Origin of the sequence: Pseudomonas sp. UME65, from assembly GCF_014170225.1 — a bacterium.
Classification (GTDB): Bacteria; Pseudomonadota; Gammaproteobacteria; order Pseudomonadales; family Pseudomonadaceae; genus Aquipseudomonas; species Aquipseudomonas protegens.
The window spans coordinates 694,716-708,806 of the sequence record NZ_LZZQ01000013.1; the positions used below are offsets into that span (position 1 = coordinate 694,716).

The following is a 14,091-nucleotide window of genomic DNA, read 5'->3' on the forward strand; positions in this document are numbered from 1 at the left end:
GGCACAGCGGTTGTTGTTGCTCTGGGGTCTTTCTGGTATAAAGCAGCGCTCTTTTCTAGGGGCCCGGTTCCTTCGCTTGTAGGTGTAGCCGGTAAGACCCTAAAGAAACGCGGCGCCTGGCGCCAAATGACTGAGAGATTAAGCGGCCAACCCATGCCGGGTTGGGCATGTGGTTTTAGAGGGCTGAGGCATGTCTAGAGTCTGTCAAGTTACCGGTAAGGGTCCGGTGACTGGGAATAACATTTCCCACGCAAACAACAAAACCCGTCGTCGTTTCCTGCCGAACCTGCAGCATCACCGCTTCTGGGTTGAGTCCGAGAAACGTTTTGTGCGTCTGCGCGTATCTGCCAAAGGCATGCGTATCATCGACAAGCGCGGCATTGATGTCGTGCTGGCCGAAATCCGTCGCGATGGCGGCAAGGTTTAAGGGAGCTAATCATGCGTGAATTGATTCGTTTGATCTCGAGCGCCGGTACTGGTCACTTCTACACTACCGACAAGAACAAGCGTACTACTCCGGACAAAATCGAGATCAAGAAATATGATCCGGTTGTTCGCAAGCACGTGATCTACAAGGAAGGCAAAATCAAGTAATTGATTTTTCTTCTGACAAAAAAACCCGCCTTCAAGCGGGTTTTTTTGTGTCCGGGATTCAGGCTTTCTGTTCGAAGGCCACATAGACCTTGCGGCAGGGCTCCAGCACTTCCCAGGTGCCCTTGAAGCCGGCCGGGATCACGAAGCGGTCGCCGACCCGCAGAGTCTTGGCATTGCCGTCGTGATCACGCAGTACCGATACGCCCTGGAGGATCTCGCAGTATTCGTGTTCGGTGAAGTTCACCGTCCACTGGCCCACGGCGCCTTCCCAGATCCCGGCATTGAGCTGGCCGCACGGGCTGGCGTAATGGTTGAACACCGCCTGCTCGGGGTCGCCCTTGAGGATTTTTTCCGCAGCCGGGCGGTAGCGTTCGCCCTCGGTGGTGGCCTGGCTGAAGTCGACGACGTTGTGGATGCTCATTGTTGTATTCCCCCGTGATTGCGGCGCGAGTGGCTATGAAGGCCAAAGTCTATGTTTATTAAAATGCACATAGCAATGGCGTTTGCCCGGGCTTTGTCAAATATATTGAAAGTACAGGTGTCGCTGGTTTAGGGTGGCGGGTGCCTTTGGCCGAAAACAGGCTGGCCGGGCAGAATTCTTCAGCAGTGCCGGCGTAGTTCGCATGGCGCTTGTATACAAATAAGAGGAGGACACTCGTATGACCACCCTGACTCGTGCCGACTGGGAACAACGTGCCCGCGACCTGAAAATCGAAGGTCGTGCCTACATCAACGGCGAATACACCGCATCGGCTTCCAGCGACACCTTCGAATGCATCAGCCCGGTAGACGGTCGCGTACTGGCGACCATCGCCAGCTGTGATGCCGCCGATGCCCAGCGCGCCGTGGAAAACGCCCGCGCCACCTTCAACTCCGGCGCCTGGTCGCGCTTGGCGCCGGCTAAGCGCAAGTCGGTGATGATCCGCTTTGCCGGCCTGTTGAAGCAGCACGCTGAAGAACTCGCGCTCCTGGAAACCTTGGACATGGGCAAGCCCATCAGCGACTCCCTGGATATCGACGTTCCCGGCGCCGCCCAGGCCCTGAGCTGGAGCGGCGAGGCCATCGACAAGATCTACGATGAAGTCGCTGCCACCCCTCACGACCAGTTGGGCCTGGTCACCCGTGAGCCGGTAGGCGTGGTCGCGGCCATCGTGCCGTGGAACTTCCCCCTGATGATGGCTTGCTGGAAACTGGGCCCGGCGCTGTCCACCGGTAACTCGGTGATCCTCAAGCCTTCGGAAAAATCCCCGCTGACCGCCATCCGCATCGCTGCTCTGGCAGTGGAAGCCGGGATTCCGGCGGGCGTGTTCAACGTACTGCCAGGCTACGGCCACACCGTCGGCAAGGCCCTGGCCCTGCACATGGACGTGGACACCCTGGTGTTCACCGGCTCCACCAAGATCGCCAAGCAGCTGCTGGTCTACTCCGGCGAATCCAACATGAAGCGCGTGTGGCTGGAAGCCGGCGGCAAGAGCCCGAACATCGTGTTCGCCGATGCTCCGGACCTGCAGGCCGCCGCCGAATCCGCCGCCAGCGCCATTGCCTTCAACCAGGGCGAAGTCTGCACCGCCGGCTCGCGCCTGCTGGTGGAGCGCTCCATCAAGGATAAATTCCTGCCGCTGGTGATCGAGGCCCTCAAGGGCTGGAAGCCGGGCAACCCGCTGGACCCGGCCACCAATGTCGGTGCCCTGGTGGACACCCAGCAGATGAACACCGTGCTGTCCTACATCGAAGCCGGGCATGCCGATGGCGCCAAGCTGGTGGCCGGTGGCAAGCGCACCTTGGAAGAAACCGGTGGCACCTACGTCGAGCCGACCATTTTCGATGGTGTCAGCAACGCGATGAAAATCGCCCAGGAAGAGATCTTCGGCCCTGTACTGTCGGTGATCGCCTTCGACAGCGTGGAAGAGGCGATCCAGATTGCCAACGACACGCCTTACGGCCTGGCAGCTGCGGTGTGGACCGCCAACATCTCCAAGGCCCACCAGACCGCCAAGGCCCTGCGTGCCGGCAGCGTCTGGGTCAACCAATACGACGGCGGCGACATGACCGCGCCGTTCGGCGGCTTCAAGCAGTCGGGCAACGGTCGCGACAAGTCGCTGCATGCGTTCGACAAGTACACCGAGCTGAAAGCCACTTGGATCAAGCTCTGAGTCTTGTCGTTTGAGGCGGGGCAGTGCCCCGCCTGATGTCGATCCATAGCGCAGCCGGACTTTCCGCAAGGGGAGTCCGGCTGTGTTGTCTGTGCCTTGCGAAACAATGATCCACAGGAGCGTGGAAATGCGTTGGGCGACCTATTTCGCCGTTTTGGCCGCAGTCTTGAGTGTCGGCCTGGCCCTGGGCGTGACCATGCCCCTGGTGTCGTTTCGTCTCGAAAGCTGGGGCTACGGGCCTTTTGCAATTGGCGTGGTGGCGGCGATGCCGGCCATTGGCGTGTTGCTCGGGGCGAAGATCTCCAGCCGCCTGGCGGCGCGCTTCGGCACCGCCAGCCTGATGCGCCTGTGCCTGTGGGGCGGGGCGATCTCCATTGCCTTGCTGGCGCTGCTGCCCAGCTATCCGTTGTGGTTGGTGCTGCGCCTGATACTGGGAGTGGTCCTGACCATCATCTTCATTCTGGGGGAAAGCTGGATCAATCAACTGGTGGTGGAGCAGTGGCGTGGCCGGCTGGTGGCGCTGTATGGCGCAAGCTATGCCTTGAGCCAGCTGGCCGGGCCCCTGCTGTTGGGCGTGCTGGGTACTGAGCATGATTACGGCTTCTGGACCGCGGTGGGTTTGCTGGTGGTATCACCGCTCCTGCTGTTGGGGCGCAGCGGGGCGCCGAGCACCGAGTCGTGCAGCGTGACCCTGTTTGACCTGTGGCACTTCTGTCAGAAGTTGCCGGCGATTGCCTGGGCAGTTGCATTGTTCGCTACTTTCGAGGCGTTGATTCTGACCCTGCTGCCGGTGTATTGCCTGAGCCAGGGGTTCACCGAAGACATTGCCCTGGCCATGGTCAGCACCGTGGTGGTGGGGGATGCACTTTTGCAACTGCCGATTGGCGCCCTGGCGGATCGGATTTCCCGGCGCGGCCTGTTCACCGGCTGCGCGGTGATCCTGCTGTGTTCCAGCCTGGCCATTCCGCTGTTGCTGGGCACCGTGCTGATCTGGCCACTGTGGGTGTTGTTCGGGGCCAGCGCCGGGGGCTTGTTCACCTTGTCGCTGATCCTGATCGGCGAGCGTTACCGCGATGACGCACTGGTGCGGGCCAATGCCCATGTGGCGCAGCTCTGGGGCATTGGCTGCCTGATCGGGCCGCTGGTGGCAGGGGCCGGCAGCCAGTGGGTGAGCGGCCACGCCATGTTGCTGCTGGTGGCGGCCGGGGCTTTTGGCTTGCTTGTCCTGCTGCTGCGCCAGGGGGCCTTTGGCGAAGCCCAGGCTGCGTTGTAGCCACTCAGAGCATGCGTTCCAGGCCGATGCGGGTGCTCAGCCAGGCATTGAAGCGGCGCCACCAGTTGCCGGGTTCATGGTCCAGGCTGTGCAACTGGCCCTGATCCTCGGTCACCCAGACCAGCTTGCCGTCCAGCAGCTTGACCTGGTAGCTCAGGGCCGGCGCCATCCCCTGCAGGGCCAGGGCGCGGACATGTTCAGCCAGCTCGGGGCTGTCCACCAGCACCCCGACCTCGGTGTTCCACAGCACCGAACGGGGGTCGAAGTTGAACGAGCCGATGAAGCTCTTTCGTCGGTCGAAGATCATCGCCTTGCTGTGCAGGCTGGAGTCGGAGCCCTTGTAGGAGCCGCTGTGGAACAGGTGCGGCCCGCTGCCACCGCGCTCGCCGGGTTGTCGGCGCAGTTCGTAGAGCTTCACTCCATGTTCCAGCAATGCCTTGCGATAGGGCGCATAGCCGCCATGCACCACTGGCACGTCGGTGGCTTCCAGGGAGTTGGTCAACAGGCTCACCGAGACTCCGGCGTCCGCGCGCCCGGTCAGGTACACCAGCCCAGGCTGCCCCGGAACGAAGTAGGCCGAGATCATGATCAGCTCCTTGCCGACCCCGCTCAGTTCCGGTGCCAGCTGGGTGGTGAGCAGCAGGTGCGGGTCGGGGTCACCCTTGGCCAGGACCTTGGCCGGAGCGTCCCACAGGGCCTGGTTCCAGGCCCAGATCAGTTCCTTGCGCCAGATGTCCATGCGCGGCTGGGTCTGGTAGGTCATTAACTGCCGGTACAGCGCCTGGTTCTGCCGGCGGCTGTCCTGCAAGGATTCCTCGAGGCGCAGCCGGGTGTTGTCCAGCGCCTTGGTGGAAGGTGTGCTGGACAGGAACTCGCCGATGGGGCGGCTCAGGGCGCTGTTCCAGTACTGGTCGAAGCTGTGGCCCAGTTGCTCGGCCACCGGACCCACGCTGAACATGTCGATGTCGGTGAAATTCAGGTTGGGCTGGGCGTCGAAGTATTCATCCCCCAGGTTGCGCCCGCCGACGATGGCCACGCTGTTGTCTGCCAGCCAGAGCTTGTTGTGCATCCGCCGATGCTGCTGCGACAGGTTGAACAGGCGGCCCATGGCCCGGGTCAGGCCGGTGCTGCGGCCCAGGTGCAGAGGGTTGAACAGGCGGATCTGGATCTGCGGGTGGGCGGCCAGGGTGGCGATGATCTGGTCCAGGCCGTCGCTGGTGGTGTCGTCCAGCAGGATGCGTACCCGCACGCCACGGTCGGCGGCCTTGAGCAGCTCGTCCACCAGCATGCGGGTGCTGATGCCGTCGTGGACGATGTAGTACTGCAGGTCGAGGCTGCTTTGCGCGTTGCGGATCAGCTCGGCGCGGGCCATGAACGCTTCGGTGCTGTTGGGTAGCAGGCGAAAGCCGGAACGCCCCTGGTAGGGTGCGGCCTGGGCCCGGATTGACTGGGCAAAGCCCGAATCACGGGCGGGCAGGGCCTGGCTGGGTTGGTACGGCACCTCGCGGGTAGCGCAGCCGCCCAGCCCGAGGCTCAGCAGCAGAAGCCAGGTGAAGGCCTGTATAGGGTTCAAGTCAGGTCATCTCGCATCACGGCACGGGTTGGCATGGGACGGCTGGCTTCCTGCTTCGGGTCGGGCTCAGTCCGAGGTTTCACTGAGCAGCTTGATGGCTGCAGCGCCGACCTTGCGTACCGCGTCTTCGATCTGCGCGGTTGGCTTGGCAGCGTAGTTCATCCGCAGGCAATTGCGGTACTTGCCCGAGGCGGAAAAGATGCTGCCCACGGCAATCTGCACCCCTTGCTCGAGCAGCACTCGGTTGAGCTTCAGAGCATCAAAGCCCTCGGGGAGTTCGATCCACAGCATGAAACTGCCCTGTGGCCGGCTGGCGCGAGTGCCGGCGGGGAAGTAGCGGCTGACCCAATCGAGCATCAGGTCACGATTGCGCTGGTACTGGGTGCGCATCTTGCGCAGATGTGGCTCGAAGTGGCCGCTCTTGAGAAACTCGGCGATGGCTACCTGGGGCTGCGGGGCCGTGGAGCCGGTGCTGATGTATTTCATGTGCAGTACACGTTCCAGGTAGCGACCGGGCGCCACCCAGCCGATGCGCAGGCCTGGGGCCAGGGTTTTCGAGAACGAGCTGCACAGCAGCACCCGGCCATCATCGTCGAAGGACTTGATGGTGCGCGGGCGCGGGTAGGTGTAGGCCAGTTCGCCATACACATCGTCCTCGATGATCGCCACGTCGAAGCGCTGGGCCAGGGTCAGCAGTGCCCGCTTGCGCGGCTCCGGCATGATGTAGCCCAGGGGGTTGTTGCAGTTGGGCGTCAACTGTATGGCCTTGATCGGCCACTGTTCCAAAGCCAGTTCCAGGGCTTCCAGGCTGATTCCGGTAATGGGGTCGGTGGGGATCTCCAGGGCCTTCATGCCCAGGCCCTTGAGGGTCTGCATGGCGCCGTGGAAGCTCGGCGAGTCCACGGCGACGATATCCCCCGGTTCGCAGATGGCGCGAATGCTGGTGGACAGCGCCTCGTGGCAGCCGGTGGTGATCACCAGGTCGCCGGCCCCCAGCTGGCAGCCGGAATCCAGCATCAGCCGCGCGACCTGCTCGCGCAGCTCCAGTACGCCGTAGATGTTGTCGTAGTGCAGGCCTGGCATGTCCTGGCGCCGGCTGAGGCGGGCCAGGGCCCGAAGCAGAGGCTTGAGGGTGGGGGTGGTGATGTCCGGCATGCCGCGGCCCAGTTGCACCACGTCCTTGCGCGGCACGGCGCGAATCAGTTCCAGCACCTGGTCCCACTGCGAGATCTCTACCGGTCGCTGGGCCGGGCGGCCAACGGCGGGCAGGGCGGGCAGTTCGCGGCTGGGCGGCACGAAGTAGCCGGACTTGGGCTTGGGCATCGCCAGGCCGTTGTCTTCCAGCAGGCGGTAGGCCTGCTGCACGGTGCTCAGGCTGACCCCGTGCTCGACGCTCAGGGCGCGCACTGAGGGCAGTCGATCGCCGGGGCGGTAGAAGCCCTGCTCAATGCGGGTGCCCAGGAGTTCGGCGAGGTTGACGTAGAGGGTCATGGCATTGGCTCGTAGTGGGGGACGCGAAGACCGGTACAGATGGGGCAAAAATACAGGATTCAGCAGGATTTTTGGCAAAACTGTATGGAGTTAATACCGCTGTATTGAGTCTGTAATGGTTTTTGCGCACCAAGCATCCTATTGGCTCATGGCAACTTTGAGCAAACAGGAGCAATACAGATGAACGGCTTGAGCGATGTGCGTCTGTCGTTACGGAGTCAGGAGCTGCAGGCAGAGCAGGAGCAGGCACTGGCGGCACGCCTGCCACGCTCCGCACCGCCCGGGCTGAGCCCGCTGGGTCTGTACTGGCATCGGCTGCGCACGCGCAAGGCGTTGCTGGAGCTGACTGCCGAGCAGTTGCGCGATGTCGGCCTGAGCCGGGAAGAGGCGCGGGCCGAAGGTCTCAAGCCGTTCTGGCGGCTGTAGGCCGACGCCGCGCAGCCACGGGGTGGGTCAGAGCAGTTCCTTCAAGCGGTGCCAGAGCATGCCCAGGGCCAGCAGCGGCGAGCGCAGATGCTTGCCGCCCGGGAAGGTGATGTGCGGCACCTTGGCGAACAGGTCGAAACCGCCGCCGTGCTGGCCGCTGATGGCCTCGCCCAGCAGCTTGCCCGCCAGGTGCGTGGCATTCAGGCCGTGGCCCGAATAGGCCTGGGCGTAATACACATTGGGTTGGTCCTTGAGCCGGCCGATCTGCGGCAGGCGGTTGGCGCCGATGCCGATCATGCCGCCCCACTGGTAGTCGATCTTCACTGCGGCCAGTTGCGGGAACACTTCCAGCATCTTCGGTCGCATGTAGGCGGCGATGTCCTTGGGGTCACGCCCCGAATAATGACAGGCACCCCCGAACAGTAGGCGTCGGTCGGCCGAAAGGCGGTAGTAGTCCAGGGCCACGCGCTGGTCGCAGACCGCCATGTTCTGCGGCAGCAGTTCCTGGGCCAGGGCCGGGCTCAAGGGTTCGGTGGCGATGATGTAGCTGCCGGCCGGAAGCACCTTGCCCCCCAATTCCGGATTGAGATCGTTGAGGTAGGCGTTGCAGCCCAGTACCAGGGTCTTGGCCCGGACGGTGCCGCGACTGCTGTGGACCTTGACCTCGGGGCCGTAGTCGATGCGGGTCACCGCAGAGTGCTCGAACAGTTGCACCCCCAACTGCTGCGCCGCCCGGGCTTCGCCCAGGGCCAGGTTCAGCGGGTGCAGGTGGCCCGAACCCATGTCGATCAAGCCGCCAACATAGCGCTTGGAACCCACCACGCTGTGCATTTCATCGGCCTGCAGCAGCCGGGTCTGGTGGCGATAGCCGAGGCTGCGCAGTTCCTCGGCGTCTTCGGCGAAGCCGGCAAGGTCGGCCGGCTTGTTGGCCAGGTCGCAGTAGCCCCAGGTCAGGTCGCAAGGGATCTGGAAACGCTCGATGCGTTGGCGGACGATCTCCACCGCCTCCAGCCCCATGAGCTTCATCTGCCGCACTCCGTCCTCGCCTATCACCTTGGTGAACTGGTCGAGGCCGTGGCCGACGCCGCGAATCAACTGCCCGCCATTGCGCCCGCTGGCGCCCCAGCCGATCTTGTGCGCCTCCAGCAGGACCACGCTGAGGCCACGCTCGGCCAGTTCCAGCGCGGTGTTGAGCCCGGAAAAACCGCCCCCGACCACGCACACATCGGCTGTCAGATCGCCCGCCAACGCTGGGTAGTCCGGTTGCGGCAGGCTGCTGGCGGCATAGTAGGAAGCGGCGTGCTGAAGGCTGGCGGGCATGGGATGCGTCCTGATGATGGTGTCGGTAAAAATGCGCGGAGCATAAGTCGGGCCTTTGCGCCGGGGCAACCGCAGGACGCCCGGTCCTGTCTGCCGCCAGGCATTTAGGGCAGAATTCACGGCTATTCATGCCCCGGTAGTCTTTTTCATGAGCTGTAACCGTCAAATCGTCCGCAGCCTGCGTCAGCAGATTCCCTCTTTCGAGTGCGTTCCCGGCTGCCACGACTGCTGCGGCCCGGTGACCACCTCGCCGGAGGAAATGTCCCGCCTGCCGCGCAAGACCGCTGCCGAGCAGGAAGCTGCCATGGACGAGCTCAACTGCGTACACCTGGGGCCCAACGGTTGCACCGTGTATGACGAGCGTCCGCTGATCTGCCGCCTGTTCGGCACCACGCCGAGCCTGCCTTGCCCCAACGGCCGGCGCCCGGTGGAGATGATCCACCCCCGGGTCGAAAAACAGATCCACGACTACATGGCCAGCACTCGCCAGGTCCTGGTCTAGCCCCGCGCCCCCGGCTTGCCGGAAGGCTGCACCCTCTCGCTTCAATCCGGAATCGGCAGGCTCAGGCTCTCCTTCACTTCTTCCATGACGATGTAGCTCTTGGACTCGCGCACGTGGGGCAGCTTGAGCAGGATGTCCCCCAGCAACTTGCGGTAGGACGCCATTTCCGAGATCCGCGCCTTGACCAGATAGTCGAAGTCGCCGGACACCAGGTGGCACTCCAGCACGTGGGGCAGCTTCAGCACCGCCCGGCGAAACTCCTCGAAGGTATCGCCGGACTTGTAGTCCAGGCTGATCTCGACGAACACCAGCAGGCTGCCCTTGAGGTGCTGCGGATTGAGCCGCGCGTTGTAGCCCATGATGATCCCTTCGCGCTCCAGGCGGCGCACGCGCTCGGTGCAGGGGGTGGTGGAGAGGCCCACTCGCTCCCCCAGCTCGGTGAAGGAAATGCGTCCGTCGGCCTGGAGTATCCGCAAGATATTGCGATCGATCTTGTCCAGGGCCCGACGGGTCTGATGGTTGGTGCGCATAGGGGATGCCCCTCCGTGAAAAGCAATATCGCCGAGAATTCTCGCCAAATATAGGCGGTTATATAGTGAAAATCACTGCTCAATGTTTCTTACACTGCGCCCATCTTTGCTCTGAATAACAAACGTCAGCGGTCAGCCGCGATGAGGATATGAAAATGCGCGTTCTGGTCTTGGGCAGTGGCGTTATCGGAACCACCAGTGCCTATTATCTGGCTCGAGCCGGATTTGAAGTGACCGTAGTGGACCGTCAGCCGGCCGCCGCCATGGAAACCAGCTTCGCCAACGCCGGCCAGGTCTCGCCTGGCTATGCGTCGCCCTGGGCCGCTCCGGGTGTACCGCTCAAAGCCATCAAATGGCTGCTGCAGCGCCACGCGCCACTGGCGATCAAGGCCACGGCCGACATCGACCAGTACCTGTGGATGGCACAGATGCTGCGCAACTGCACCGCCAGCCGCTATGCGGTGAACAAGGAACGCATGGTGCGCCTGTCCGAATACAGCCGTGACTGCCTCGACGAGTTGCGAGCGGAAACCGGCATTGCCTACGAAGGCCGCAGCCTGGGCACTACCCAGCTGTTCCGAACCCAGGCGCAGCTGGACGGTGCGGCGAAAGACATCGCCGTGCTCAAGGAATCCGGCGTGCCGTTCGAACTGCTGGACCGCGAAGGCATCGCCCGGGTCGAGCCGGCCCTGGCCAACGTCACTGACATCCTCGCCGGTGCCCTGCGCTTGCCCAACGACCAGACTGGCGACTGCCAGATCTTCACCACGCGCCTGGCGGAAATGGCCAGCAAGCTGGGTGTGGAGTTCCGCTTCGGCCAGGACATCCAGCGCATCGACTTTGCCGGTGACCGGATCAACGGCGTGTGGATCGACGGCAAGCTGGAAACCGCCGACCGCTACGTGCTGGCCCTGGGCAGCTACTCGCCGCAATTGCTCAAGCCGCTGGGCATCAAGGCGCCGGTGTACCCGCTCAAGGGTTACTCCCTGACCGTGCCGATCACCAACCCGGCCATGGCCCCGACTTCCACCATCCTCGACGAAACCTACAAGGTCGCGATCACCCGTTTCGACAACCGGATCCGGGTCGGCGGCATGGCTGAGATAGCCGGTTTTGACCTCTCGCTCAATCCGCGCCGGCGTGAAACGCTGGAGATGATCGTCAACGATCTCTATCCTCAGGGCGGCGACCTGTCCCAGGCCAGTTTCTGGACCGGGCTGCGTCCCACTACTCCGGATGGCACGCCGATTGTGGGCGCCACGCCGTTGCGCAACCTGTTCTTGAACACTGGCCACGGTACGCTCGGCTGGACCATGGCTTGCGGGTCCGGTCGCCTGCTGGCGGACCTGATGGCCAAGAAAAAGCCGCAGATCAGCGCCGAAGGCCTCGATATTTCCCGTTACGGTAACCCTCAGGAGTCAGCTAAACATGTCAATCCAGCGCCAGCTCACCAATGAGCGCATGAGCCAGATTGTTGTCCACGGCGGTACGGTGTATCTGTCCGGGCAAGTCGGTGATGACATGCAGGCCGGGATCGAACAGCAGACCCGCGAGACCCTGGCCAACATCGAACGCCTGCTGGATCTGGCCGGTACCGACAAGAGCAAGCTGCTGTCGGTGACCATCTACCTGAAGGACATCGATGCCCACTTCGCTGGCATGAACAGTGTCTGGGACCAGTGGCTGCCAAAAGGCGTGGCGCCGGCCCGGGCCACGGTCGAAGCCAAGCTGTGCGAACCGGAAATCCTGGTCGAGCTGTCCGTAGTGGCCGCTCTGCCTTAAGCGACAAGATCCCTCTCCCGGTGCCGGTGGCGGCTCGCCGTTATCCAGCACCGGTTTTTTATTCCCCATGACCGCCTAGAAGTCTGCCGCCATGCGCCCTGCCCGTGCCCTGATCGATCTCCAAGCCCTGCGTCACAACTACCAACTGGCCCGTGAAACCTCGGGAGTTCGTGCTCTCGCGGTGATCAAGGCCGATGCCTACGGCCATGGCGCGGTGCGCTGCGCCCAGGCACTGGAAGGCGAGGCCGACGGTTTCGCCGTGGCCTGCATCGAAGAAGCCCTGGAGCTGCGCGCCGCGGGCATTCGTGCGCCGGTGCTGCTGCTGGAAGGTTTTTTCGAAGCATCCGAGCTGGCGCTGATCGTCGAGCATGATTTCTGGTGCGTGGTGCATTCGCTGTGGCAACTCGAAGCCATCGAGCAGGCGGCCGTGGCCAAGCCACTGACGGTCTGGCTCAAGCTGGACTCGGGCATGCACCGGGTCGGCCTGCATCCCAAGGATTACCAGGCGGCGTATCAGCGCCTGCAGGCCAGCGGCAAGGTCGAGAAGATCGTGCTGATGAGCCACTTTGCCCGCGCCGATGAACTGGACTGCCCGCGTAGCAGCGAGCAGGTGGCGGTATTCGAAGCGGCTCGCCAGGGCCTCGGAGCGGAAATCAGCCTGCGCAATTCGCCGGCGGTCATGGGCTGGCCCAGCGTACCCAGCGATTGGGTGCGCCCGGGCATCATGCTCTACGGTTCGACGCCGTTCGAAGAAAACAACTCAGTGGCCGCGCGCTTGCAGCCGGTAATGACCCTGGAGTCCAAGGTGATCTGCGTGCGTGAACTGCCGGCCGGCGAGCCGGTGGGCTACGGCGCCAGGTTCATCACCGACAGGCCAATGCGCATTGGCGTGGTGGCCATGGGGTATGCCGACGGTTATCCGCGCCATGCGCCTACTGGTACGCCGGTACTGGTGGCCGGCCAGCGCAGCCGCCTGCTGGGCCGGGTGTCCATGGACATGCTGTGTGTCGACCTGACGGACGTGCCCCAGGCCGGTCTTGGTTCGACCGTGGAGTTGTGGGGCAAGAACATCCTCGCCAGCGATGTTGCGCAGGCCGCCGATACCATCCCTTATCAGCTGTTCTGCAACCTGCGCCGGGTGCCGTTGGTGTACTGCGAAGGCTGAGATTCCGTGGGCTGTACCGAAAGTCGCCTTCCCGGGGGGAATCGGGAGCAAGTGTTGTAAATACTGAACGCTGTCGCCATGATAACGCTCAATTACAACAACGCCTGATTCCCGCCTAGGAGGCTGCCGCATTGGACGTCGGTGAACGACTGCAATCCATCCGTAAACTGAAAGGTCTTTCCCAGCGTGAACTCGCCAAGCGTGCGGGCGTCACCAATAGCACCATTTCAATGATCGAAAAGAACAGCGTCAGCCCCTCGATCAGCTCGCTGCGCAAGGTGCTGGGCGGCATTCCCATGTCCATGGTGGAGTTCTTTTCCGAGGAAATTCTCCAGGAAACGCCTTCTCAGATCGTCTACAAGGCCCACGAACTGATCGATATCTCCGATGGTGCGGTGACCATGAAGCTGGTGGGCCGGGCTCATCCGAGCCGCGCCATTGCCTTCCTCAACGAGATCTACCCGCCGGGTGCCGATACCGGTGAAGAGATGCTCACCCATGACGGCGAGGAAACCGGGATTCTCCTCGAGGGGCGCCTGGAACTGGTGGTAGGGCTTGAAACATTTGTCCTCGAAGCCGGCGATAGCTACTACTTTGAGAGTACGAAGCCGCACCGTTTCCGTAATCCGTTCGATGTTCCGGCGCGGCTAATCAGCGCAGCCACTCCAGCGAACTTCTAGATCAAGAGGCGTCCTGCAAGGCTTGCAGAGAGGCCCCCAGCGACATTTTGCCGCGAATAAGACCCCTTCGACTTTGGGGTTGTTTCAGTGTGGCGGGCTAACCGTTATACTTTCGCCCGCCTGCGAAACCGTGGCCGCAGGCGTGACTAGCCACCATTGAGGGTGTACGCGTGAACCTAATTATGAAAATGCTGGCCGCACCAGCAACCGTATTGGCCCTTTGGGCAGTCAGCGCTCAAGCTGCGACTAATGATGATATTGCCAAGCGTCTTGAGCCTGTCGGCCAGGTCTGCGTCCAGGGGCAGGAATGCAAGGGTATGGAAGTGGCCGCCTCTGCGGGCGGTGGCGGTGGCGCGAAATCCCCGGATGACGTGATCGCCAAGCACTGCAACGCTTGCCACGGCACCGGCCTGTTGGGCGCACCGAAAATCGGTGACACCGCAGCCTGGAAAGAGCGCGCCGATCACCAGGGCGGCCTCGACGGCATCCTGGCCAAGGCCATCACCGGGATCAACGCAATGCCGCCTAAAGGCACTTGCGCCGATTGCTCCGATGACGAGCTCAAAGGTGCAATCCAGAAGATGTCCGGCCTGAAATAAGCC

16 protein-coding genes are annotated in these 14,091 nt (G+C 62.9%); 11 read left to right on the forward strand and 5 right to left on the reverse strand.

Features of this window, described 5'->3' with window-relative positions; genetic code table 11:
- Nucleotides 1–190 precede the first annotated feature (190 nt).
- Together rpmB and rpmG are read left to right on the forward strand one after the other, a co-directional pair.
- Nucleotides 191–427, forward strand: a complete 237-nt coding sequence (gene rpmB / locus A9971_RS18015) for a 50S ribosomal protein L28 (protein ID WP_011064219.1) — start codon at nucleotides 191–193, stop codon at nucleotides 425–427.
- 11 nt (nucleotides 428–438) lie between these two features.
- Nucleotides 439–594, forward strand: coding sequence for a 50S ribosomal protein L33 (gene rpmG / locus A9971_RS18020; protein WP_003177274.1), 156 nt, complete (start codon nucleotides 439–441; stop codon nucleotides 592–594).
- Nucleotides 595–652: 58 nt separating this feature from the next.
- On the opposite strand, the gene A9971_RS18025 is transcribed toward rpmG, so the two are convergent.
- Nucleotides 653–1,015 carry a cupin domain-containing protein gene (locus A9971_RS18025; RefSeq protein ID WP_015637468.1) on the reverse strand — a complete coding sequence of 121 codons (363 nt, stop codon included), beginning with the start codon at nucleotides 1,013–1,015 and terminating at the stop codon, nucleotides 653–655.
- 238 nt (nucleotides 1,016–1,253) lie between these two features.
- On the opposite strand from A9971_RS18025, the gene A9971_RS18030 reads away from it, so the two are divergent.
- A complete protein-coding gene (locus A9971_RS18030) occupies nucleotides 1,254–2,747 on the forward strand; it encodes an aldehyde dehydrogenase (RefSeq protein ID WP_011064217.1) in 1,494 nt (497 codons plus the stop codon).
- Between the two features lie 127 nt (nucleotides 2,748–2,874).
- Entirely contained in the window at nucleotides 2,875–4,020 is a 1,146-nt protein-coding gene (locus A9971_RS18035) for an MFS transporter (protein WP_011064216.1), read from the forward strand.
- 4 nt (nucleotides 4,021–4,024) lie between these two features.
- Here A9971_RS18035 and A9971_RS18040 read toward each other — a convergent pair whose 3' ends face one another.
- Together A9971_RS18040 and A9971_RS18045 are read right to left on the reverse strand one after the other, a co-directional pair.
- Nucleotides 4,025–5,593, reverse strand: a complete 1,569-nt coding sequence (locus A9971_RS18040) for a phospholipase D family protein (protein WP_183001230.1) — start codon at nucleotides 5,591–5,593, stop codon at nucleotides 4,025–4,027.
- Between the two features lie 66 nt (nucleotides 5,594–5,659).
- On the reverse strand, nucleotides 5,660–7,084 hold the full coding sequence (locus A9971_RS18045; protein WP_011064214.1) for a PLP-dependent aminotransferase family protein: 1,425 nt from the start codon (nucleotides 7,082–7,084) through the stop codon (nucleotides 5,660–5,662).
- 180 nt (nucleotides 7,085–7,264) lie between these two features.
- On the opposite strand from A9971_RS18045, the gene A9971_RS18050 reads away from it, so the two are divergent.
- The gene (locus A9971_RS18050) at nucleotides 7,265–7,510 is read left to right on the forward strand and encodes a DUF1127 domain-containing protein (RefSeq protein WP_011064213.1); all 246 of its coding nucleotides are present in this window, start codon (nucleotides 7,265–7,267) and stop codon (nucleotides 7,508–7,510) included.
- A 27-nt stretch (nucleotides 7,511–7,537) separates the two neighbouring features.
- On the opposite strand, the gene A9971_RS18055 is transcribed toward A9971_RS18050, so the two are convergent.
- Nucleotides 7,538–8,830 (reverse strand): FAD-binding oxidoreductase, encoded by a 1,293-nt coding sequence (locus A9971_RS18055; RefSeq protein WP_011064212.1) that lies wholly within the window; start codon nucleotides 8,828–8,830, stop codon nucleotides 7,538–7,540.
- Nucleotides 8,831–8,978: 148 nt separating this feature from the next.
- Between A9971_RS18055 and A9971_RS18060 the strand changes: the two genes are divergently transcribed.
- The gene (locus tag A9971_RS18060) at nucleotides 8,979–9,332 is read left to right on the forward strand and encodes a YkgJ family cysteine cluster protein (protein WP_011064211.1); all 354 of its coding nucleotides are present in this window, start codon (nucleotides 8,979–8,981) and stop codon (nucleotides 9,330–9,332) included.
- A gap of 41 nt (nucleotides 9,333–9,373) precedes the next feature.
- Here the strand turns inward: A9971_RS18060 and A9971_RS18065 are convergent, their stop codons facing one another.
- A complete protein-coding gene (locus A9971_RS18065) occupies nucleotides 9,374–9,862 on the reverse strand; it encodes an Lrp/AsnC ligand binding domain-containing protein (RefSeq protein WP_011064210.1) in 489 nt (162 codons plus the stop codon).
- A gap of 155 nt (nucleotides 9,863–10,017) precedes the next feature.
- Here A9971_RS18065 and dadA point away from each other — a divergent pair, with 155 nt between their 5' ends.
- The 5 genes from dadA to A9971_RS18090 all read left to right on the forward strand — a co-directional run bounded on the left by dadA (nucleotide 10,018) and on the right by A9971_RS18090 (nucleotide 14,088).
- Nucleotides 10,018–11,319: a D-amino acid dehydrogenase gene (dadA, locus tag A9971_RS18070; protein WP_041120381.1), complete on the forward strand. Its 1,302-nt coding sequence runs from the start codon at nucleotides 10,018–10,020 to the stop codon at nucleotides 11,317–11,319.
- The gene (locus A9971_RS18075; protein ID WP_011064208.1) at nucleotides 11,291–11,644 is read left to right on the forward strand and encodes a RidA family protein; all 354 of its coding nucleotides are present in this window, start codon (nucleotides 11,291–11,293) and stop codon (nucleotides 11,642–11,644) included. The genes dadA and A9971_RS18075 overlap by 29 nt, the downstream gene beginning before the upstream one ends.
- Before the next feature lie 91 nt (nucleotides 11,645–11,735).
- Nucleotides 11,736–12,809, forward strand: a complete 1,074-nt coding sequence (gene alr, locus A9971_RS18080) for an alanine racemase (RefSeq protein WP_015637463.1) — start codon at nucleotides 11,736–11,738, stop codon at nucleotides 12,807–12,809.
- Nucleotides 12,810–12,940: 131 nt separating this feature from the next.
- A complete protein-coding gene (locus tag A9971_RS18085) occupies nucleotides 12,941–13,489 on the forward strand; it encodes a cupin domain-containing protein (RefSeq protein ID WP_015637462.1) in 549 nt (182 codons plus the stop codon).
- A gap of 182 nt (nucleotides 13,490–13,671) precedes the next feature.
- Complete coding sequence (locus A9971_RS18090) at nucleotides 13,672–14,088, forward strand: cytochrome c5 family protein (protein WP_011064205.1); 417 nt, start codon at nucleotides 13,672–13,674, stop codon at nucleotides 14,086–14,088.
- The last annotated feature ends 3 nt before the right edge of the window (nucleotides 14,089–14,091 follow it).